The sequence below is a fragment of the Oceanobacillus sp. CF4.6 genome (assembly GCF_051262635.1).
Classification (GTDB): Bacteria; Bacillota; Bacilli; order Bacillales; family Amphibacillaceae; genus Oceanobacillus.
The window spans coordinates 97623-119691 of sequence record NZ_JBIMEX010000007.1; the positions used below are offsets into that span (position 1 = coordinate 97623).

26 protein-coding genes and 1 riboswitch are annotated in these 22069 nt (G+C 37.0%); of the genes, 4 read left to right on the forward strand and 22 right to left on the reverse strand.

Features of this window, described 5'->3' with window-relative positions; translation table 11 throughout:
- Positions 1-55: 55 nt before the first annotated feature.
- The 4 genes from ACHABU_RS12260 to ACHABU_RS12275 form a co-directional block, all read right to left on the reverse strand.
- Positions 56-865, reverse strand: a complete 810-nt coding sequence (locus tag ACHABU_RS12260; RefSeq protein ID WP_435765287.1) for a carbohydrate ABC transporter permease — start codon at positions 863-865, stop codon at positions 56-58.
- A gap of 2 nt (positions 866-867) precedes the next feature.
- A complete protein-coding gene (locus ACHABU_RS12265) occupies positions 868-1806 on the reverse strand; it encodes a carbohydrate ABC transporter permease (protein WP_435765288.1) in 939 nt (312 codons plus the stop codon).
- Positions 1807-1808: 2 nt separating this feature from the next.
- Positions 1809-2927, reverse strand: coding sequence for an ABC transporter ATP-binding protein (locus tag ACHABU_RS12270; RefSeq protein ID WP_435765180.1), 1119 nt, complete (start codon positions 2925-2927; stop codon positions 1809-1811).
- Positions 2928-3168: 241 nt separating this feature from the next.
- A complete protein-coding gene (locus ACHABU_RS12275) occupies positions 3169-3591 on the reverse strand; it encodes a pyridoxamine 5'-phosphate oxidase family protein (protein ID WP_435765181.1) in 423 nt (140 codons plus the stop codon).
- Between the two features lie 196 nt (positions 3592-3787).
- Positions 3788-3833, forward strand: a riboswitch (PreQ1 riboswitch).
- 117 nt (positions 3834-3950) lie between these two features.
- Between ACHABU_RS12275 and ACHABU_RS12280 the strand changes: the two genes are divergently transcribed.
- Entirely contained in the window at positions 3951-4484 is a 534-nt protein-coding gene (locus tag ACHABU_RS12280; protein WP_435765182.1) for a VUT family protein, read from the forward strand.
- Between the two features lie 99 nt (positions 4485-4583).
- On the opposite strand, the gene ACHABU_RS12285 is transcribed toward ACHABU_RS12280, so the two are convergent.
- Positions 4584-5837 carry a YeeE/YedE family protein gene (locus tag ACHABU_RS12285; RefSeq protein WP_435765183.1) on the reverse strand — a complete coding sequence of 418 codons (1254 nt, stop codon included), beginning with the start codon at positions 5835-5837 and terminating at the stop codon, positions 4584-4586.
- A gap of 185 nt (positions 5838-6022) precedes the next feature.
- On the opposite strand from ACHABU_RS12285, the gene ACHABU_RS12290 reads away from it, so the two are divergent.
- The gene (locus ACHABU_RS12290) at positions 6023-6142 is read left to right on the forward strand and encodes a DUF4023 family protein (RefSeq protein WP_435765184.1); all 120 of its coding nucleotides are present in this window, start codon (positions 6023-6025) and stop codon (positions 6140-6142) included.
- Between the two features lie 54 nt (positions 6143-6196).
- Positions 6197-6376 carry a small acid-soluble spore protein H gene (locus ACHABU_RS12295; RefSeq protein ID WP_435765185.1) on the forward strand — a complete coding sequence of 60 codons (180 nt, stop codon included), beginning with the start codon at positions 6197-6199 and terminating at the stop codon, positions 6374-6376.
- 91 nt (positions 6377-6467) lie between these two features.
- On the opposite strand, the gene ACHABU_RS12300 is transcribed toward ACHABU_RS12295, so the two are convergent.
- From ACHABU_RS12300 to ACHABU_RS12320, 5 genes are all read right to left on the reverse strand, one after another.
- Complete coding sequence (locus ACHABU_RS12300) at positions 6468-7094, reverse strand: NADPH-dependent FMN reductase (RefSeq protein WP_435765187.1); 627 nt, start codon at positions 7092-7094, stop codon at positions 6468-6470.
- Positions 7095-7250: 156 nt separating this feature from the next.
- Positions 7251-7808: an NADPH-dependent FMN reductase gene (locus ACHABU_RS12305; RefSeq protein WP_435765188.1), complete on the reverse strand. Its 558-nt coding sequence runs from the start codon at positions 7806-7808 to the stop codon at positions 7251-7253.
- 705 nt (positions 7809-8513) lie between these two features.
- Entirely contained in the window at positions 8514-9080 is a 567-nt protein-coding gene (locus ACHABU_RS12310) for an NADPH-dependent FMN reductase (RefSeq protein ID WP_435765190.1), read from the reverse strand.
- Between the two features lie 187 nt (positions 9081-9267).
- Positions 9268-9660, reverse strand: a complete 393-nt coding sequence (locus tag ACHABU_RS12315; RefSeq protein ID WP_435765191.1) for an OsmC family protein — start codon at positions 9658-9660, stop codon at positions 9268-9270.
- 86 nt (positions 9661-9746) lie between these two features.
- On the reverse strand, positions 9747-10073 hold the full coding sequence (locus ACHABU_RS12320; RefSeq protein ID WP_435765192.1) for an MGMT family protein: 327 nt from the start codon (positions 10071-10073) through the stop codon (positions 9747-9749).
- A gap of 133 nt (positions 10074-10206) precedes the next feature.
- Between ACHABU_RS12320 and ACHABU_RS12325 the strand changes: the two genes are divergently transcribed.
- Entirely contained in the window at positions 10207-10398 is a 192-nt protein-coding gene (locus ACHABU_RS12325) for an H-type small acid-soluble spore protein (protein ID WP_435765194.1), read from the forward strand.
- A gap of 46 nt (positions 10399-10444) precedes the next feature.
- Here ACHABU_RS12325 and alr read toward each other — a convergent pair whose 3' ends face one another.
- The 12 genes from alr to ACHABU_RS12385 all read right to left on the reverse strand — a co-directional run bounded on the left by alr (position 10445) and on the right by ACHABU_RS12385 (position 22061).
- Entirely contained in the window at positions 10445-11572 is a 1128-nt protein-coding gene (gene alr / locus ACHABU_RS12330) for an alanine racemase (RefSeq protein WP_435765195.1), read from the reverse strand.
- Between the two features lie 160 nt (positions 11573-11732).
- On the reverse strand, positions 11733-12479 hold the full coding sequence (locus ACHABU_RS12335; RefSeq protein ID WP_435765197.1) for a hypothetical protein: 747 nt from the start codon (positions 12477-12479) through the stop codon (positions 11733-11735).
- A 124-nt stretch (positions 12480-12603) separates the two neighbouring features.
- Positions 12604-12915: a hypothetical protein gene (locus ACHABU_RS12340; RefSeq protein WP_435765198.1), complete on the reverse strand. Its 312-nt coding sequence runs from the start codon at positions 12913-12915 to the stop codon at positions 12604-12606.
- Positions 12916-12964: 49 nt separating this feature from the next.
- Positions 12965-13375 (reverse strand): transcriptional regulator Spx, encoded by a 411-nt coding sequence (gene spx, locus ACHABU_RS12345; protein WP_435765200.1) that lies wholly within the window; start codon positions 13373-13375, stop codon positions 12965-12967.
- Between the two features lie 436 nt (positions 13376-13811).
- Positions 13812-15689, reverse strand: coding sequence for a molecular chaperone HtpG (gene htpG, locus ACHABU_RS12350; protein ID WP_435765202.1), 1878 nt, complete (start codon positions 15687-15689; stop codon positions 13812-13814).
- Between the two features lie 200 nt (positions 15690-15889).
- On the reverse strand, positions 15890-16483 hold the full coding sequence (locus ACHABU_RS12355) for a YpjP family protein (RefSeq protein WP_435765204.1): 594 nt from the start codon (positions 16481-16483) through the stop codon (positions 15890-15892).
- A gap of 320 nt (positions 16484-16803) precedes the next feature.
- Positions 16804-17664: an ABC transporter permease subunit gene (locus ACHABU_RS12360; protein WP_435765206.1), complete on the reverse strand. Its 861-nt coding sequence runs from the start codon at positions 17662-17664 to the stop codon at positions 16804-16806.
- Positions 17664-18449 (reverse strand): phosphonate ABC transporter, permease protein PhnE, encoded by a 786-nt coding sequence (phnE, locus tag ACHABU_RS12365; protein ID WP_435765208.1) that lies wholly within the window; start codon positions 18447-18449, stop codon positions 17664-17666. The genes ACHABU_RS12360 and phnE overlap by 1 nt, the downstream gene beginning before the upstream one ends.
- Before the next feature lie 12 nt (positions 18450-18461).
- The gene (gene phnC / locus ACHABU_RS12370) at positions 18462-19226 is read right to left on the reverse strand and encodes a phosphonate ABC transporter ATP-binding protein (RefSeq protein ID WP_435765209.1); all 765 of its coding nucleotides are present in this window, start codon (positions 19224-19226) and stop codon (positions 18462-18464) included.
- A 99-nt stretch (positions 19227-19325) separates the two neighbouring features.
- Positions 19326-20366, reverse strand: a complete 1041-nt coding sequence (locus tag ACHABU_RS12375) for a PhnD/SsuA/transferrin family substrate-binding protein (RefSeq protein WP_435765210.1) — start codon at positions 20364-20366, stop codon at positions 19326-19328.
- Between the two features lie 182 nt (positions 20367-20548).
- Positions 20549-21355, reverse strand: a complete 807-nt coding sequence (locus tag ACHABU_RS12380; RefSeq protein ID WP_435765211.1) for a PHP domain-containing protein — start codon at positions 21353-21355, stop codon at positions 20549-20551.
- A complete protein-coding gene (locus tag ACHABU_RS12385) occupies positions 21345-22061 on the reverse strand; it encodes a phosphonate C-P lyase system protein PhnL (RefSeq protein ID WP_435765212.1) in 717 nt (238 codons plus the stop codon). The genes ACHABU_RS12380 and ACHABU_RS12385 overlap by 11 nt, the downstream gene beginning before the upstream one ends.
- Positions 22062-22069 lie beyond the last annotated feature (8 nt).

A 22069-nucleotide genomic window follows, 5' to 3' on the forward strand; every position in this document is an offset into this window, starting at 1 on the left:
ACTTGCTATTTTATCCCGACGGAACGGGAAATAACACAAATGGGGAAAATGCTACTTATTTCAAAGCACCTTCCGTTAATCCTTTTTGAAGCTTCTTTTGACCAAGGAATAATAAAATAAGGGTTGGGATCACAACAATAACGGCCCCTGCCATAATCACTCCCCAATCATTCAATTGCTCCTGTGTTTGTAATTGCTTTAATCCAATTTGTACTGTACGTACACTATCATTTGTTGTTGAAAGCAGTGGCCATAGATACATATTCCAGGAAGTTAAAAATCCATAGACGCCGAGCGTTACCAGGCTGGTCTTTGCAACCGGTAGTACAACAGTCAAATAAAACCTAAAATCTCCCATACCAGCAATCTGACTCGCTTCTTTCAACTCTCTCGGAATTTGTTTGAAATTCTGCCTCAGCAAAAATGTACCGAAAGCCATTGCAAAAAAGGGAATGGCTAGTCCTTGATAACTATCAATCCACCCTAGGTCACGAATAGTATGAAAGTTCGGGATAATGGAGGCCTCAAATGGAACCATCATCGTAGCTATGAAAAGATAAAAGATAAAGTCTCTCCCTTTAAAATTTAGAAACACAAAGGCATATGCAGCTAAGCTGGATAAAATTAATTGCCCTAGCATAATTAAGATAGAGATAAAAAAGCTGTTAAATAAATATTTCAGTAAAGGAAACTGTCCAAAAGCTTTTACATAATTTTCAAATGATAGAGAATTTGGCAAGCTTCCAGTCATAATGTCCTTATTCGACATAAAACTCATCATAAACGCCATCATGGTTGGAGCAAATACAACGATCCCGGAAATTATCAGTAATACATAAAGAATAATTTTTTTGCTGGTTGGCATGGTCATTGGTAATGAACCTTCCTTTCACCAAATTTAAACTGCAAGAAAGTCATTAGGAGGATAATGATAAACAATACTACCGCTTGGGCACTTGCCGAACCAAACTGATAATTGACAAAAGCTTCCCGATATATGGAATAAACAATCAAGTTTGTTGTATTTTGTGGCCCTCCCTGCGTCAGAATATCTATTTGACCAAACGTCTGAAAGGCATTGATGATCGTTACGGTGATGACGAAAAATAACGTCGGTGAGAGCATTGGTATCGTAATTCGCCTCAGTTTATAAAAATAACCTGCACCATCAATATTTGCACTTTCATAAAGATAGGAATCAATCGATTGTAGCCCCCCAAGCAAAATTAAAAAGGTGAAGCCAAGATTCATCCAGATGGACGTTATGGAAACTGCTATCAGTGCCCATGTTGGGTCTGTCAACCAACCTATACTTTCAAATCCAAGTGAGCTTAGAACCACATTAAGCATCCCTATCGTAGGATGAAATAGATATAGCCAAAATACCGATGCGGCTGCTACTGAAATTCCCATCGTTGATGAATAGATGGTTCGAAAAAAACCGATTCCTTTTAGTTTTTCATTTGCAATAACAGCTAGAAATAAACTAATTATTATCGTTACAGGAACCGTATAAAGCACAAATAAAAAAGTTGATTTGATACTTTGCAAGAAAATGGGCGATTGAAACATATTAATAAAATTATCCCAGCCAACGAACACCGTTGTCTCTCCACTTGCATTGGTAAGAAAGAAACTTAAATAAATCGTACGTAATAGTGGATAAAACAGGAATACACCGAATAGAACAATTGATGGAAGCAAAAACAGCATTCCTTTTAAAAAACTTTTTGTTCGCTGTTTCTTTTTTACTTGCTCAAAATCGAGCTGGCTTAATTCCGGTGACTGAACCAATGCATCGCTCATCGTCATATTGCAACGACCTCTTGTTTCTTACTTATATTTGCAGATCTGATCAGTTCTCCTGTATCTGTATTAAAGAAACTTAAATTGTCTATCGTAATATGTATGGGCACCGAATCACCTACGTTAATTGCCCATTGACCGGGCCATTTTGCTGTCCACATATCTGAACCAATATCGAATGCCATAGACGTTTCATTTCCTAAATGCTCCACGTTCACAACTTCGAGATGATGTGTCGGATCCTTATCTGTTGCCGGAAGAATATGCTCTGCACGAATACCAATCGTCAAGTTTTTATTTAATGAAATCAGATTTAAGAAACTTGAATCGACATCTAACGGAAGCGTATCCTCAATAATTAACTGTCTTGTATCTGATGAATAAACAACTTTGCCTAAATTCATCTTCGGCGAACCAATGAATGATGCAACAAACAAATTTGCTGGCTCATTATAGAGCGAAATCGGTTTACCGACCTGCTGAATCTTACCGTCATTCAATACCATTATTCGATCACCCATCGTCATCGCTTCCACTTGATCATGCGTCACATAGACCATGGTCAGACCCAATCTCTTCTGCAGCCTGCGAATTTCCACTCGCATATGTGCACGTAATTTAGCATCCAGATTAGAAAGTGGCTCATCCATCAAACACAGTGGTGCTTCACTAACAACAGATCTAGCGAGTGCTACACGCTGTCTTTGCCCACCTGATAGTTCTTTTGGTTTTCGTTTTAACAGTTCATCCAATCCCATCATTTGAGCAGTTTCCGTTAATCTTCTTTGCTGTTCTTTCTTATCTACTTTTTTTGCATTTAATCCAAAAAGGATATTTTGCTCGACGGATAAATGCGGATATAATGCATAATTTTGAAAGACCATAGATAAGTTTCTATCTTTTGGAGGGAGGTGGTTGACGGTTTTTTTATCTACTTTTAATGTGCCTCCTGTAATTTCTTCCAGCCCTGCAATCATACGAAGTAACGTACTTTTTCCAGAACCTGAGGGGCCAACAAGAACAAAAAATTCACCCTCTTCAATAGATAAATTGATTTCATCTAATACACTTTTTTGTTTGTCGTATGACTTGGAAATATCGATTAATTCAACTTGACTCATTTTGTTGCCTCCTTAACATTCGCATTTTCATTTAAGCATACTTTTTTATTGAAATTAGGTAATTTACTTAAACCTTACGTATTATTTAATGAAGATTAATAACATTCACATTGTCTTCATATTCCATCGGTATAAAAGACTATAATCGGCATACTAAATCGATCCATAAAAAAACAGGAACATCAAGGGCTGCCCCCTGAAATTCCTGTCATATTAATCGTTTCTTACGTTAAGTGAGCTGTTAAATATCCAATTCTTCTGGCGGCTCACCTTTTTTATTCATTAGACGGACTTGAAGCGGCTCTATTTCCATAATCAAATACTCGGGATCATCCGGACCTTTAAAGTAAAGTTTCATATCATCATTCCATAGTTCCTTCTTCAGTTCTTCGGAGTCATTAAAGGATACCTTGCCTTGATATTCCACGTATTGATCGCCAAATCCTCCACCTTCGTATCCGATGAGGATATGTGTAAATGGGTTTTCTTCAATTTCATCTGTTTTATCCGTATCTTTATTCGTAGCTGTGTACAGTTTTAAATCCCGATGGAAAAACATCATATATCGCGAATGAGGCTTATTTCCTTTCACGGTCGCCATGGTTCCAACCGGACTTTCTTTAAAAATTTTCTCAACGGTTGATTTAATTTCTTCCTGACTCAAAATAACACACTCCTTTATATTTCTATATTTTTTATTATTCCTTTTCTATTCATAATTAAACAAGGGATTAATTAAGATGCACCTTAGATCATGATGAACTGGTCTGCCATTATGAACCGGAACAGTTGTGAAAGGAAAAATGAGCATGGTATTCGATCATATGCTATAATAAAAATATCAATTTAATACCTACTTTGTGGGAGAGGTTCTAGAACAAACCCTCTATAAAAAACTAAAGAAGTAACTGTATCTTTCTTTAGGATATGGTTTTTATTTTTGTCTTTTATTGAATTTTTACTATGATTCTCTCGTTTGACAGTAGGTGTTCCTGATCAATACTATACAAAGGAGCGCTATCCATGCGAATATTTTTTTACCTTATCGTTATTATTATTGCAAATATTGTTACCGCAAAGTTTGCCCCATTAGAATTAGGCGTATTTATTATCCCTTGGGGGTCCTTTTTGATTGGATTAACATTTATCTTACGGGATATGGTACAAAACAAATATGGCAAGAAAAAAACGTACTTGTTGATTGGTATGGCACTGCTTTTATCTGCAATTTCAAGTTATCTGTTAGGGGATACATTATGGATTGTTTTTGCCAGTGCGATTAGTTTCCTCGTTTCAGAAACCGTGGATACCGAAATTTATTCCAGGATAAAAAAACCGATGCATATTCGTGTACTTTATAGCGGAACAGTTGGTGGTGTACTGGATTCCACTATTTTCGTAATTATTGGTTTATCACCTCTAGGAGCCGGTTTTGTACCATGGGAAGCAGTATGGATGGCAATTTTAGGACAAATCGTTATCAAAGTTACAATGCAATTTGCTGGTGTACTTGTTCTTCAAAACTCGAAAACTATTAAAGCAGAATTCGCTAATTGACTCTAGATACAAAAAGCCCAGTTCCTTTTTGATAAAGGAACTGGGCTTTTTTGTTTTTAATACTTCAGCAAAGTGAAGAAATAGATTACTCGTTTTTTATTAACAAAATTGATCCGATTTCTTTGGGTTCTTCATGCCGAATAATGGTCTGATAAACAAAGCAAGTCCAGTTCCAAGCAAGGCCATTACTCCCCATACCCATCCATGAAGGCTGAAGGAGGCAATCCCGCCAAAGTAAGCGCCAATATTGCAGCCGAATGCAAGACGGGAGCCATATCCCATCAAAAGACCACCAACAATAGCAGCACCTGCAACACCCGGTTTAAACTTCTTCGGTTTGAAAGATCCCTGGGCAGCGGCTGCAATAAATGCTCCAAGTATAATACCGAAATTCATGACACTCGTGGAATCAGCCAATACCGTTTGTGATAAAGCCTCAGCGGTAGCTCCTGTAAAATAACCCCAACTAGTCACATCGATACCAATGGCCTGAAGTGTCTTACCGCCCCACAAAGCAAATGCAGATGTAATCCCCCATGGTTGACCTCTGACTGTCAATGTCAAAGCATTGAGGATTGCAAGAATGATTGCCGCAGCAAATAGTGGCCATGAACCTCTGAATATTTTTTTCCATCCGTTTGTTGTAGGAAGAGGTTTCATGGATGGAGGATTTTTCCGTTTGGCAACTTTAACAGTAACCCCATAGATTAGAGCAAATAACGCCAGCTGAACAATCCATGCACCAAAAAACCCAAGTCCAGTAGATTCTGCCAAAGATATCGGAGGCAAAGATGGCGTGCCCATCCAAAACGGAAGATGGTATGCTCCAACGGTTGATCCGATAATAAAGGCAATCAGTGTTAAAACCATCGAGGAGGCACCTCCACCAAGATTATACAAGGTACCAGATGCACATCCATTACCAAGCTGCATACCTATACCAAAAATAAATGATCCGAAAATAACACTGACCCCAACAGGAGATACATACCCAGCAGGTGTAAGCCCTGTAAAATTAAAACCTGTACCTAAAATAATTGCAAATAATGTTGTAGCTACTGCAAGCATGACCATATGTGCCTGAATTCCCTGTACATTCCCCACTGAAGCGAGCCTGCGAAAAGCCGAAGTAAATCCAAATCTGGCATGAAGCAACGTTGCACCTAATGCAAGTCCTATAATATATAAAATACCCTGTACCCAGCCTGCTGTAACAACAGTAGCTATCAACAATGCAATAGCAGCTATAATTCCCAATGACATGATTGGTTTTTGCACTGGACTGAGATTAGTAATAACGGTTGTCGGTTTAAAATTAAATCTTTTCTCGTCTGTAACAACAGATTGTTCCATAAAAATGCCCTCCTTAACCAATAAAGTTAATAGGGATTAATATTACCTCAATATGCCTAAAAAGTAAACATGGATTTTTTTATACCATTTACTAGGCGTCCTTTTTACGAAACAATGGTATGCATTTTTCAACTTTCAATGGTAAAGAATAAGCGTATTCGATTATTTGAGGAGGTGGTGCTAGGATGGAACGTACAAATGAGTTTGTAAAAAAGTTCAATGATACAAAGGAAAAGGACATATCGAATAAAAAGCGCCAGGGACATAATGACCCAGCGAAGAAATTACCTAACAAGCGACATTAACAGCATTTACTGGGATACATCCCTTAAGCTAAATAAAACCAAGGAGGTTCACATATGAATATCCAAAGAGCTGAAGAAATTGTTCAATCACCCGATTTAGTAAATGTAACGTATAACGGGAAAAAAATTTATATCCAGCATGTCGATGATCAAAATCAACTTGCACGTGTCTATCCACTGGATAACCCTCAAAAGGAGTTCGATGTACAACTAGAAAAACTCACGGAAGAATAGCAAACGAAAGCCTCTTTAATTAGGGGTTTCTTACATACCAATCTTCCCATCAAAAAAAGGATGTCGACGGGACATCCTTCCTTTTCTTTATTTATCTTAATAATTTAAATGCACCCGTCCAGGAAATAAGCTGATCCAACATTACATTGGCATTATCTGCATGGTAGTCAGCAGGTTTGAATTCGCTCATGTTTTCAAAGTCTGAAATTAGAGAAAATGTTACTGCAGTACGTATATCTGCAACTTGAAGTTCTCCTAGAATTAGACGGAGGTTTTCATGTGCACGAGTTCCACCTAAGCTACCGTAACCGACAAATGCTGCGGCTTTATTATTAACTTCCGGATTTAGGAAGTCAAGCGCATTTTTCAATGCTCCACCTATTGCATGGTTGTATTCCGGAGCTACAAAAATATAGCCATCGAAGGAAGCGATTTTTTCAGACCATGCTTTAATTGCAGTTTCGGAACCAACTTGGTTCGCTTCCGTTAATTCTTCACCTAGCATTGGCAGGTCGAATTTTGCAAGATCAACCACTTCATAGTCCACATCATCATTACGTTTTGTTGCGAAATCATATACCCAATTTGCAACAGCTTCCCCGTTACGACCTTGACGAACACTACCTTGAACGATAGCTATTTTTAATTTATCTTTTTTTACTACTGGTTCGTCGGCTTTTTTCGTTGATTTACCAAATAATTTATCTAAGAAACCCATTTGAGCACCACCTATTCTTCTTCTTGTTTAATGATTTAAGGACAGTCACCCCACACTTTAGAGTGCTTAAGCGCAATCGTTACGCAGGGAAAACTGCCCTTCCATACCCCCATTAATTATAGGGTTATTTTTATTTTCCTGGTCTGCAGGAAAATCTTATCGAACTGTTTTTAAAGCACCGCTCCACGCGATTACTTGATCAAGCATTTGGTTAGCATTATCTGCATGGTAGTCAGCAGGTTTGAATTCACTCATGTTTTCGAAGTCAGTCATTAACGAGAATGTTACTGCAGTACGTACGTCTGCAACTTGTAGTTCTCCTAAGATTAGGCGAAGGTTTTCATGTGCACGAGTTCCACCTAAGCTGCCATATCCAACGAATCCAGCTGCTTTATTATTTAATTCTGGGTTCAAGAAGTCAAGTGCATTTTTGAATGCTCCACCTACTGCATGATTGTATTCTGGAGCTATAAAGATATAACCATCGAATGATGCTATCTTATCAGACCATGCTTTAATTGCTGTTTCTGCTTCTGCTTGCTTGTCTTCAGAAATTGCAGCACCAAGGAATGGCAATTTGTAATCAACCAAGTCCACGATTTCATATTCCACATCATCATTACGTTTTGTAGCAAAATCATACGTCCATTTAGCTACCGCTTCCCCATTACGTCCTTGACGAACACTACCTAAAACAATACCAATTTTTAACATATTATATTTCCTCCCAATCATTTAACTTTATTTTTAATTAAACATACCTTAATTAATAATACTATAACACCCTTTTTGGATTATTGCAATATAATTAATTCCTTTTTATTATATAGTTATAAATAGTAACTAACAAGTTTAATGTTCCTGAAAAATGAAAAAACGGGGCTTCTGCTTTTTAGAAGGTAGGAGATCCTCTTTTTTCATTCGGCTGGTTTCTAAGAGATTGGACTACAATTACTCGTCCAACGAAAAGAATTGTCTTTATTGCCACAATTCTATAAACTACGACGTAACTGCTTTTCCTGCCGTCCGGAATCGCTGCGGGCGGATGCTTTCCGCGGGCACGGCCTCAGCCCCGAAGAGAAAACCACTCTTCTGGTCTTCGGACACGTGCTATTCCCGCAGGAGTCACCGCCCGCCGCTCACCCGGACTGGTGAAGTTTTATAATGCTATTTTGGCTACGCTAGTATAGTAATTATTAGCAACCTTCTAACCAGCTCTGGGAAATACACGGAGACTTCTGCGGGAGGAAAGGCATAGGTGAGACTCTGAAATGCGTCAGCATGAAGAGGCTCACCAGCCGCCCGCGAAAAGCGCAGTGTATTTCCCAGAGCGGTCGCCGAAGTTCCCTATACTAGTTCGTAGTTTATCTCACACTGCGATGATTAAAAAGCAATGGATATTACAAAAATAGCCTTTAATTAAAAGGGATATACCGATTCATTTGCTTTTTTTATTTGTTCTGTTGCTTGAATAGAATAGATGGTATCATCTGCGAGTCTGTCGAGTCTGAAGATTATTTCGTCATCAATGATTTCTTTTTGATAATAATTCTTTTCCTCTATAAATACATATTTTGAAACAACCGATGCCAGCATATAGGTTAATATCGGTTTTAATTGCTGTTCTACAACTAAATAATGCTTCGCTGATCCAGCAGTTGAAACGATACCGATAACTTTATCACGGAAAGCATCCATAGGGAGCAAATCAAATAGGTTTTTCAACGTTCCCGGTATGGAGGCCTGAAATGTAGGTGTGCCGATGATATAACCATCGGCTGCCATGATTTTTTCCAATACCGTTTTCGTATCACCTGTATAATCGCGATAATCCCTGCCATCACTGAATACAAGCTGGTATTCTTTCATATCAATTAGTTCCACTTCAACATCTGTATGCTGCTTTTTCATTCTATTTAAAACCCGTTCCACAGCTATTCGGGTTTTCGAACCAACAATGGAGCCGGAAATGCCGATTATTTTCATTTTATAACCCTCCCTTTTTTCTAGATATATCTATATAATTTTAATTTTTGTTCTCTTTGGTTTATAAACCTTATTATACCGAGTAGATTTATTGAAAGATAATATGTTGCCTGAAAAAAATATTGTTTCATACTATTATACTGTAAATAATTTTTAGTTGTTCATAAACAACTAAAAAATCCAAAGCCTAGGCTTTGGATTTTTTGATTTCAAATGTTTCTATAACGTTTATACTTCCTTTAACTGATTGCACCATGGAACAATTTTTTGACGACGTTTCCAGTGCTTTTGCTACTTTAGTTTCAGAAATATCATTGCCAAATATAATGAAATGCAATGTAACTTCTTCCACACGATTAGCCTCATCAGGATTTCTTTTAACATCGGCAGCTATAGTAATATCATCATAGTCAATGCGCATTTTTGTAAGGACCTTTTTTAAAACGCCTCCACTACAGCCCGCAATGGAAGATACGAGTAACGCAAATGGTCTGAAGCCAAATTCATCGTTACTGGAAATCGTTAATTTCCCAAAATCAAACTCTGACTCAAAACCATTTTCATGCATTTTAAACTCCATTTAAAATCACCTAACCCTTTTTATTATTTGTCTTTATTATAGCGAAACGTATTAAAAATAAATAAACAAATGCTTTAAATAGCGGTTTATACTTCTTCATTATAGAATATTTCATCGATTTGATATGCTTTTAAGTCAATATAACCAGTATCACTTACTTTGATTCCTTCATTCTCAAGAAGTAATTTTTGTTCCATCCAAACTTCTTTATCCTTTATGGCAATCTGTCCTTTCGCATTAATCACCCGATGCCATGGCAACTTATGCTTATTGCTCATGGAATGGAGAATCCGCACCACCTGTCTAGACGCTCGAGGGCTCCCCGCTACCTTTGCAATCTGACCATAAGTCATGACTTGTCCTTTTGGGATTTGCTTCATAATACGAATAACTAATTCAGTAAATGGTCTCATCGATTTCTTTTCCAATCTATTTTTATAGGCATTCATTTTTTCTATTTGTAATCATCCTCCAATTAATGTTGCTTTGTATATTCTTCTGTGACAAGGCAAAAAATAACATGCAGCCATACAAAGGAGGATTCCCATGGATGAACAACGTGCACAGGAAATTTTGGAATCGATTGCGATGGTCAATGTAAACTACCATGGTATTCCAGTATATATTCAATCATTGGACAAACAAAATAATACAGCCACCGTATTTCCACTTGATAATATGAATCACGAGCAATCCGTTGAATTAACTGGATTGGACGAGGTAAAAATAGGTAAATAAAACTTTTTTGGATGGAGAATGCTCCCCACAGAGAGCATTCTCCATCCTAAAGATAAACACGTGGCACCCTTTTCCCAATTAAGCACGCTACCTCATAGTGTATCGTATCCATTTGTTCGGCCACTTGTCCTAGCGAAATAAAGCCATCTTCGGGGTCGCCAAATAATGTAACTACATCATTCGTATTCAAGGTATTGACAGCTGTCACATCTACCATTGTCTGATCCATACAGATTCTGCCTACAATTGGGACATGCGTGCCTTTTACAGTAACGTTCCCTTTATTAGATAGGAGTCTTGAAAATCCATCTGCATAGCCCACGGGCAAGGTAGCAATCGTTGATTTATGCTTAGGTGTGTAGGTGCGTCCATAGCTAATCGGTTCATCTTCTTCGAGACTTTTTATCATGACTGGTTTTGTTTTAAAACTCATTGCCTGTTTCAATTGTATTTTTCCTTGTAGATGTTTACTGGGATAGAGTCCATATAAGCTTATTCCAACACGAACCATGTCCATATGTAAATCTGGGTAAGCAATGGTTCCTGCACTGTTACAGCAATGCTTAATGGGTATATCTATCTTATGTGCTTCCAAATAGTCAATGACAGCAGTGAAATGATGAAATTGTTTATATGTATACGTCGATTCCGGATGATCTGCATCCGCAAAATGGGTGAATATCCCTTCTAGTTCGATGTTGGGAAAGGCCACCATGGATTGTGATATTCGTAGAGCTTCTTCTTTATCACGTATTCCTAAACGATTCATTCCGCTATCTATTTTAAGATGTATTTTCGCCTTTTTATTGTATGCTTTTGTTGCATTTATAATTTCTGTTATCGACTCATCCGAGTAAACGGTGATTGAGATATCATTCTTGACTGCTTCTCGGGCGGCAGCAGGTGACGAATATCCTAAAATGAGGATAGGAGTACGAATCCCCGCTTCACGAAGTTTCAAGGCCTCATCCAAAAAGGCAACACCCAAATAATTTGCGCCGGCATGAATGGCTGCATTTGCTACTTCTACTGCTCCATGACCATAGCCATCCGCTTTTACTACTGCCATTAATTTACTGTTTCTCTGGATGTGTTTTTTAAACGTTTTTACATTGCTTTCAATGGCATCCATGGATACTTCCACCCATGTGTCGCGATAACTTCCATGATTCATGAAGTTGGCCTCCTTAAATATATATAATGATCCATACAATCATTTTACCATTTTAGAAAAGGGAATTCACAGATTTTATGATATAGGAGATTTTACAATACTTCACAAAAAAAGATTCCATAAAGAAAACGATACAGTTATAAAAACTGCATCGTTTTCTTTATTTATTACTTTTTTCCTTTTCCCTTTGTTTCTGGGATAGTAGATAATTCTTTTGCAGCCGATCCGATCCTGATATCATGCTGAGGATATACGATGAGGTCTGTTCCATTTTTTCCGATAAATAATTTGTACGTTCAAATAACAGACTTCGGAAATAGTCCACTTGTCTGGTTATTTTTTCCATCATTGCATCCTGATTTTCCAACCGTTTGGTAACCTCTTCATTGGAATTATCTTGTGCGCTAATGTGCTGTGACATTCTTTCCTGCACACTTGTCTGTTGATCCATCTTTAGAACAAGCTGTTCGTTTGCTTGTGATACTCCTTCTAACATTTGACTGATTATCTCTTGTGAGGAGTTCAGCTGTGTCAGCTGTTCCCTTACTTGTTGTTCGGATAATCGATCTTCTTCAATAAGCAGCTGAAGTTTTCGGTGGTCTGCATCGATTTTTTTTAATTGCTGCATCATCTCGTTTTCCATTTCTGCGTGTTGGGCATTCAACTTTTCTAATTGTTTCAATTGAATACCCAACTCTTCCCACCTCAAGGAATTCTTATATTCTTGTTGTTCTTTCCTGTTTGATATCTCATGAAACGAACGCAGTAGTGACTTGTTTATTCGTTGCTGTTCCTGAATCATCTCTGCGACATGGTTTTTTATAAACACACCTTGATTAGGCGCTTGTATACTTCCATCATTTTTATACATATTTTTATTGTTCGTATCATTAATGTATAATCCCATTGATTTGCACTCCTTATCCATTACTGCATTATCTTATGCATTATCTTAAAACATGGGACTAAGGAACGGTGAGCATAACAAAAACAGCTACCCTTAATGAAGCAGCTGTAAGTATTTTAGTATTTTACTTAAAATTTCCTTCGTCTTGACGAATTGTTTCACGATATTCTTTAAATGCCTCAACAAACGCCGCAGGGGAAGACTTTACGATATAAGAATACACCCCATATTTAGTATGTAAGTATAGTAACCCACCATCCTCACCTATAAAGCGATAAGAAATATCCATTATATCTTCTATAGAAAACTCTCTATGTTGGGTAACAATCTTTTCTTTATATAAATACATCTTCCGTTTTTGTTCGATATCTATCTGATCAATGCTGCTTACTTCCCGTACAATCTTTATGTAGGACTGTTCGGCTATCAGATTCATAATAACCCTCCATTACATGACAGCGTGTTTCCTTTTGTCTCCAGCAATCTTAGCCATCCGCCAAACTCAGGTGATTGGTTCTCCATTGCAACCATTGATACTCGCGGGTTTTTCTAGGAAGGAACTGTCGTATGTCCTCTTCATGATAGCCGACCTGAAGTCTTTTGGCATCGACAATAATTGGACTTCTAAGTAATCTTGGATGTTCCTTAATTAATTCAAGAAGTTCCTGTAAAGGCAATGATTCAATATCCAGATTTAAATCTTTATATACTTTTGATCTTGTAGAGATAATTTCATCTGTCCCCTCTACGGTCATACGTAAAATACTTTGAAGTTCTTGAACAGTCAATTCATCTTTCATAACATTTCTTTCGACATAATTAATGTCATTTCTTGAAAACCACTGTTTTGCTTTTCTTGTGGACGAACAGGCAGATCCATAAATTGTTACTGACATTTATCATACCCCATTTTCAGAATTTATTTTCATATTTGTTCTTTCCTTCATACTTTAACTGATTCTAGCTCATCAAAAAATTTTGTGAATATATCCTTGCACACTAATCTCAACACATCAAAATGTGACACGTTGTCACCTTCTCTATTACCTATCATAAATGGCACAGTGGCATATGTCAATATATTATATGACATTGTGTCACTTTTATCGTTAAATTTGACCATTTTATGAATTAAGTTGCCCATTCATTAAAATTATCTCCTTATACATTTATTCCCTATTTTTTTAAACTTTAATCATCCATTTTAGAAAACTTGGCATTCGCCAATCCTTTGGGCGATGCCTTAGTTGCACTTATGCAGAAAGAAATATGGATATACTTTCTTTACTGCCAAAAAAGCCCCTGCCTATTAGACGGGGGCCAAAGAAATGTTTAAACCATTACCTTGCAAATATCATTTGTGAACTCTACCGGATCATTAATTGGCAGTCCTTCGATAAGAAGCGACTGGTTGTACAGTAAATTTGTATACAATTTCAGTTTATCTTCATCCTGCTCCTGAGCGTTCTTTAATGTCTGGAATACTTCATGATTAACGTTAATTTCCAGTACCTTATCAGCCTGAATCATTTGATCATCAGGCATCGCATTAATAATTTTCTCCATTTCAAGGGATATTTCTCCGTCTGCCGTCAATACAACTGGATGAGACTTTAATCGCTTGGATGCTCGTACATCTTTAACTTTATCGGACAGGATTCCCTTCATTGCTTCAAAGAGATCTTTGTTTTCATTTGTCTCTTCTTCTGTAGAATCCTGTTGATCATCCTCGATCCCTAGGTCTCCGCTTGATACCGATTTGAATTCTTTTTCTTTATAGTTCATCAGCATCTTTATAGCAAATTCATCAATCTCATCGGTGAAGTAGAGAATTTCATAACCCTTGTCTGCAACCATTTCGGTTTGTGGGAGTTTTTCAATCCGCTCATTGGACTCACCCGATGCATAGTAAATATATTTTTGATCTTCGGGCATTCTTGATACGTACTCTTCCAGCGTAACGAGCTTCTTCTCTTTTGAAGAATAGAACATTAATAAGTCCTGCAGTAATTCTTTATTTTGTCCATAATCACTGTAAACACCGAATTTCAGCTGTTGACCGAAAGATGTATAAAACTTCTCATATTTTTCTCTTTCATCACGCAAAATACTGAGCAACTGTGTTTTAATTTTCTTATTGATATTCTTGGCAATCAACTTCAATTGTCGATCATGTTGCAGCATTTCTCTTGAAATATTTAGAGAAAGGTCCTCGGAATCTACCATACCTTTAACAAAACTAAAATAGTCCGGAAGCAAATCAGCACTTTTCTCCATGATTAATACACCATTGGAATAAAGCTCAAGCCCTTTTTCAAATTCTCTAGTGTAATAGTTATGGGGTGCGTTTTCTGGAATATAGAGAATAGCGTTATAACGTACTGTACCATCAACATTAATATGAATATGTTTTAACGGTTTATCAAAGCCATAATGTTTTTCATTATAGAAGTTTTCATAGTCCTCGTCTGTCAGTTCACTTTTATTCTTTTTCCAAATTGGAACCATTGTGTTAAGTGTTTGTTCTTCGATGATATCCTCGTATTCATCTTCACTGCCTTCTTTAAGCTTACTTTCCGTAATGTCCATTTTAATTGGATAGCGGATGAAGTCGGAGTATTTTTTAATAATTTGTTTCAGTTGATATTGATCCAGGAACTCGTCGTAGTTCTCATCTTCTTCATTCTGTTTAATTTCCAAAATAATCTCTGTACCTACTTCATCCTTTTCTGCAGAAGTAATCGAATATCCATCAGAGCCTTTGGATACCCATTTAAATGCCTCATCACTATCAATCGATTTACTGATTACGGTTACTTTATCAGCTACCATAAATGCAGCGTAGAAGCCTACACCAAACTGTCCAATAATATCATGGCCATCTTTTATCTCATTTTCCGATTTAAACGTATGAGAACCACTCTTAGCAATGACACCAAGGTTACTTTCCATATCTTCCTTTGTCATTCCAATACCGGTATCTGTAATCTTTAACGTTCGATTATCTTTGTTTGCATCAATCTTTATGTAGTAGCTCTCTTTATTGAACGTTAGCGCATCATCAGTTAACGCTTTGTAATAAATCTTATCAATTGCATCACTCGCATTGGAAATAAGCTCTCTCAAAAATACTTCACGTTGCGAATAAATGGAGTTTATTACCATATCCAATAGTTTTTTGGATTCTGCTTTAAATTTTCTTTTGCCCATTACTATTCCACTCCTTCAACTTTTTGATGTTAGCACTCTCAATACCAGAGTGCTAACCCCTATACTTTTAATACCATATTCACTTTTTCATGTCAATTATAATAGTTTATACTAGACAAGTTAAGAGAAACACCAATACAGAAATTGGATAGCTAGAACAAGAAAAAAAATCTCTTTTCTAAGTAAGAGATTTTTTTGCTTTATGCCATCCATTTTGGTGGGGTATTTTTATCCCAATAGATTTCACCGATATCATGATGTTCTTTGAAACCGTCACTACTTAAATGATAGTGGAAGTTAAAGTAGTGTCCTTCTAGAGGCCGGTTATCACGTCGTACATGAAACGTTGCAATGTCTTGTTCCAGATGATGGTCATATACGTTAAAGATTCTTTCCCCATAACCTTTGGCTGGTTGTTCCGTAATTCCGAAATAAGAATAATCATTCACTACATGATCCGCTACGATGGTTTGAATTACTGCTTCTATATTCGGCAAGATTACTGTATTAAATTCTTCTTCCACCTGACCAGCAATTTTAGGTCCGAATTTTACGATTGTTTGCTCTTTGGCTTTTTCAGTTAGTTGGTTAATTACATTATCTTCCGTGCCTACATGAAAGTCAATCTTCTCTGCTTCTTTTGAATCGGAAACAGCTTCATTAACATCTGCTTTTGACGCAACATTGTCCTTATTATCTTCGGCTTCTATATTTAAAAGATCTGTTGGCGTATAAATACCCAATGTAACAATTGTAACAAGGGCAACTGCTATTTTTCTCATCCAAAGTTTCACTGAATTCTCACCTTCTTGTATGCTTGCTTACTTAAATTTTACCATGATAAAAACATATGTCTATTATTCTCTTAATATTTACTTAAATTTTACACTTCTTCTCTTTTAAAAATCCTTTAAATAATTGAGATTGCTAAGTATTAACATAAATAGAGTGAGTATATTACTAATATAAATATATATTAAAGTGAATATAGGCATATAATAGAAGATTTGGTTGTTGATTGATTAGTAAGATTAATCTTTTAAAGATAAAGCCCATTAAACAGACATTACGCAACCTGTTTTATGAGCTTATTTCTTCAAAACCTATACTCTATCTAATTACTTGCTGCTGGGAAGTACCGATTTTTCAGTCGTGTGGAAATAATCTCTAAAAGAATCGCAATAATCAGTATTGCATAGGTAATAAATCCAACTTCACGTAAATCGAAATAGAACCCAGATGCCATGAACAATTCAAAACCGATTCCTCCAGCCCCAGCTGCTGCACCCATTGCGACGGCTACACCAAAGTTAATTTCAAAGCGTAAGAACGTCCAAGATAATAAATATGTGAATGTTGATGGTAACACTCCATGGGTTACAGTATGCCACCAGTTTGAGCCAGTGGCACGTAAAGCTTCTAATATACCAGGATCAACTTCCTCAAAGGCCTCTGAAAAAGCTTTAACTAAATAAGCGACTGAGTGAAATAGCATACCTAGAATTGCTGCTTCACTTCCCAGCCCTGATGCAATGGCAAAAATGAGGACCCATAATACGGTAGGAACAGCACGGATTAAAGCAACAACCATTCGGATTGTTTTTGATAACCATGGTTTGGATAGATTTTCTGCAGCCATAAATGATAAGAACAATGCAATAACCGCACCAATAATTGTTGCTAAAAATCCCAAGCCGATTGTAATTCCAATTTGATAAAATGCTTCCCCCCAACCAAAATGACTTAAAGCCGGTTCCAAAAACATTACTCTCAGGTTATATGCTGTTTCTGTAATTGCACGGCCCACTTGCAGTCCCGTATAGTCAAAAACGAAAAATGCCATAACCGTTAATATTGAAAGAATAAGGATTGTCCACTTGGTAACAAGATCAATTTTATTTCCCGATTTAATATTAATCCGACCATTTCTGGTTCTTTTTATGTACAGTGATTCGCTTGCCTTCGTTAATTCCATTATAGTATCACCTTCCGTATACGGTTTGATATCATGTCGATGATGATTACGGCGATAATAATCGTAAACGTAACAAGTGCTACAGCGTTATAATTTAAGGTCTTATAATATAGATCAAATGTATATCCAATCCCAGTACCAGTTAGAATACCTACTAATGTTGCGCTTCTAATGTTTGTTTCAATCATAAAAAGTATCCAACTGAGCATTTGTGGTAAACTTTGAGGAACAACCGCCTTATTTACGATATGAAAATATGTTGCGCCTGTTGCTCTCAATGCTTCTACAGCGCTTTGACTCGCTTCATCAATTGACTCGATAAAAGCCCTTGTTAAAAATCCTAGCGTTCCAACAAATAACGCTAAAAATCCTGTGACTGAATTTTGTCCGAAAGATATGAGCAAAATCAAGGACCATGCTACAACCGGTATATTTCTCGAAAATGATGCTATAAATCGGGAAATTGCACTTAATACATTACTTATTTTGGTTGTTTTTGAACCCATTAAGCTTAAGAAAAGGGCAACAACTGCAGCCAGGGTTGTAGCTGCAATGGACATGAAGATGGTTTCGATCAGTTTTTCAAGAATTGTCGGTAGTCGTTCCAATGTCTCCTGCGTAATAAATAAATTAGCAAATATCCAGCTGAATGCTGTTGGTATCGTTGCAAGTCCTTCAATGAAATTAAAGTCTGTTATCATTGCCGAAAAGTACATGAATAGAATAATAATAATTAGAAAGACAGTCGTCATTCCTCTGCTTTTTCGTAGCTTTTTTTCATTCACTGTGATTACTCCTTATACCGTTATTAATTCTCTCACTTCAGATCCATAAATGTTGTTGATTTGATCTCCATGAAGCAACCTGCTTGGTCCATCAAAGACAATCTCACCTTTTTTCAAACCAATAACTCGATCTGAATAATCCTGCGCTACTTCAACTTGATGCAGATTTACCAAACAGGTAATTCCCAATTCAGTAGTAATAGATTTTAAATGATCCATGATGATTTTCGATGAATTAGGATCGAGTGAAGCAATTGGCTCGTCACAAAGAACTAGTTTAGGATCCTGGATAAGAGCCCGGCATATTCCAACACGTTGTTGCTGCCCGCCACTCAACTGATCGCAACGTTTATAAGCATGATCTTCAATACCCAGTTTTCTAAGAAGGAAAAATGCATGTTCCTTCTCTTCCTCTGTAAATCTCCCTAAAACTCCTTGCATTGTCGTTTTATATCCGAATCGTCCATGTAACACATTTTCAATAACCGTCAAACGTGGTACAAGATTGTAATGTTGAAAAATCATCCCGATGTCAGTACGTAATTTACGTAATTCTTTTTTCTTTAATGATCCTACATCCAAATTACCAAAAAGAACCTTTCCTTCGTTAATTTCAACCATTCTATTAATACAACGTAATAATGTGGATTTTCCAGCCCCTGATGGTCCTATGATGGATACAAACTCTCCAGCTTCCACTTCAAAATTTACATCTTTTAATACCTTGGTATCTGAGTTATAAGATTTGCCGAGACCTTCAACTTGTAACAATGACATGTTAATTGGCTCCCTTTTATTATTAAATTAGAGTATGCACTAACCGTACATGCATACTCTCTTACATTGGAACTTTACAGTTATTAAAATGAGAATCTATTAATTTGAAAGTTCACGGATCGGATCAAACCATGAATCCTCCACTTCTAAAAACTTTTCTTTATCTGATTTAAAGAATAAACCTGGATTACCAGAATCTTCCGGAACAAAAATTTGTTCATTATTTGTAACTTCGTCTGAAGTAAATACTTCTTTTAACGAATCAAAATCCTCTTGTCCTAAAACATCCATATTTGCCACAAATGGTGCATTTAATACAGGTGTAACACTCATCAATGTAAATTCACTACCTGTTACCGCATTAAAAGGTTCTGCAGCATCGTCTTTCACTTTATAGACAGCACCGACTGTGTTTTCTTCACCTTCTGAAACCTCTACATAGTTTTCGACACACCCATCACAAAATGCTGCAACATCCGCACTACCATTTAATAAATTAACCGCTGAACCTTGGTGTGATCCACCAAATAACACTTGAGAGAATAATGCTCCACCTTCCATTAAATCTTCTTCCACTAATTCAGCATAATCATCTTGTTCTGTGAAATGTGCAAGAATACTGGATGATGGAACCTTAAATCCTGATGTTGAACTGTTTGATACAAATGAGAAACGCTTTTCTGCAATCGTATCAAGAGCAAATTCACCATCCACTTTATAATCTTCCTGTTCGTCTATGTTTACACCTAACCAGCTATGGTACACTGCATCATCTAATGTACCCGATGCACCAGATGGTACAGCTAATGGCACGATTGCATCATTGCCGTTTTTAGCTTCGATATAGCCCTGTGCACCCATGAATGCCAAGTCAGCATTATTGTTGATTAACGTTTCAATTGCAATTGCATAGTCCGTTGTTAAATGATGTTCTACTTCCTTACCTGTAGCTTCTTCAATAACCGTTCCAATTGCATCGCGGGACGATTTCATATCTGATCCAGATTCATTCGGGTACCAAACAACATCTATAACATCGTCAACTTCTACTTCTCCCGCTCCAGCACTACCACTTGAACAAGCTGCCAACACCATTACAAATACCAGTAATATTGCAAATAAAAACCATCTTTTTTTCAAAATCGCCTACCCCTTTTCCCTCGTAATTGGTATTAAAATCAAGTCTAATTCCTAACATGAGCTACGATGAAATCTGTTAAAACGATCCACCTCATTCACTCAAGCTAGTCTTATTGAAACATAAAGTATTATCCAAAAACGTATATTTACAGAGTCTTAACGGTTATTTAAGATTATTTACATTATTCACATAAAAAGTGGAAGGGACTTATAATTTCCCCAATATCAATCGATGCTCCAAGCAACCCATGATAATCTGTTCCACCAGTCATTACTAAATGATAATGCTGTGCTAAAGCTTCGACCCGCTGATGATCTTCCGTTGTATGATCCATATGATTTCGTTCAATCCCTCCTAAACCCGCTTCAACAAGCTCTGGAATTAGGTCATAGGAATCCAATTGGCCAGGATGTGCCACCACAGCAATTCCACCGTCATTCACAATGGCATGTACTGCTTCAAAAACATCCACGTATTCAATATCACCAGAAGCAATACCTTCTCCTTTAAATAGTTTCGTATAAAGTTGCTTGTATTCTATTGATGTATAAGGTGAATTAGTTAAATGAGTCATAATATGTTGCTTATATACTGTTTGACTAAGGTTTGCGGTTTCTATAATACTTTTTATATCCAGCTCATATCCAGCTACTTTAATCTGTTCGATTTGCCAAAGTGAATGCATATGACGTCGTTTAAGTAATGGTTGACAAACCGATTTAATATGCGCTGCGTCCAGATCATAGTTATATCCGAGGACGTGGACCTTGCGCTTCCTTTTAAAATCGTATGCGGAGATTTCTATTCCAGGAATAACCTTTATTCCATATTTTTCTCCTAACAAGAGCTTTTTCGGTAACCCTTCAACCGTATCATGATCGACGAAGCTAAGATGTGTAACACCGTTATCATATGCTAACTGCATAACCTCTTGAACCGAATCTGAACCATCCGAATAATTACTATGAACGTGTAAATCAGCTTTCAAAGGCAACACCCGCTTGCATAACCAACTGTCTGGATTTCATATCATAAACCTTGTCACAAAGTCCTTCCATAAATTCAATATCATGGAAAATACCAACTAATGTGGTCCCGTTCACTTTTAACTTCTCAATAATTTCACGTACTTTCACTTTTGACTGCTGATCAAGACTTGCTGTTGGTTCGTCCAGCAATAACAACCTCGGTTTTTTCACCGTTGCCATCGCAATATTCAAACGTAATTTTTCTCCACCGGAAAATGTATTCGGATAGGCATCCCATAATTCAGGGTCAAGTTCAAAGTGCATTAATGCTTTCTCTGCTTCGATTCTTGCAACCTCTTCGGATTCACCCATTTCCAGCAATGCCTGTTCAACGAGTTGTCTAGAAGTCGTTCTTGGCATCACATTCAGAAACTGTGATACATACCCAATTTCGTACTTACGTAAATAAAGTATTTGTCTCTCCGTTACTTCAGACAAGTCGATTTTCCCAAAGCGTTCCGAATCATAGAAGATTCGACCCGTATCAGGTAAATACGTTCGATATATGCTTTTCAATATGGTCGATTTTCCGCTACCACTTTTCCCTACAATACCTATGAATTCTCCTTTTTCCAGTGAAAAATCGATATGTTCAACGGCATGCATTGTTTTACCTAAGTGGTGAATTGTAAAGCGTTTGCCAAAATCAATTACTTCCAGCATCATTTCGGTTT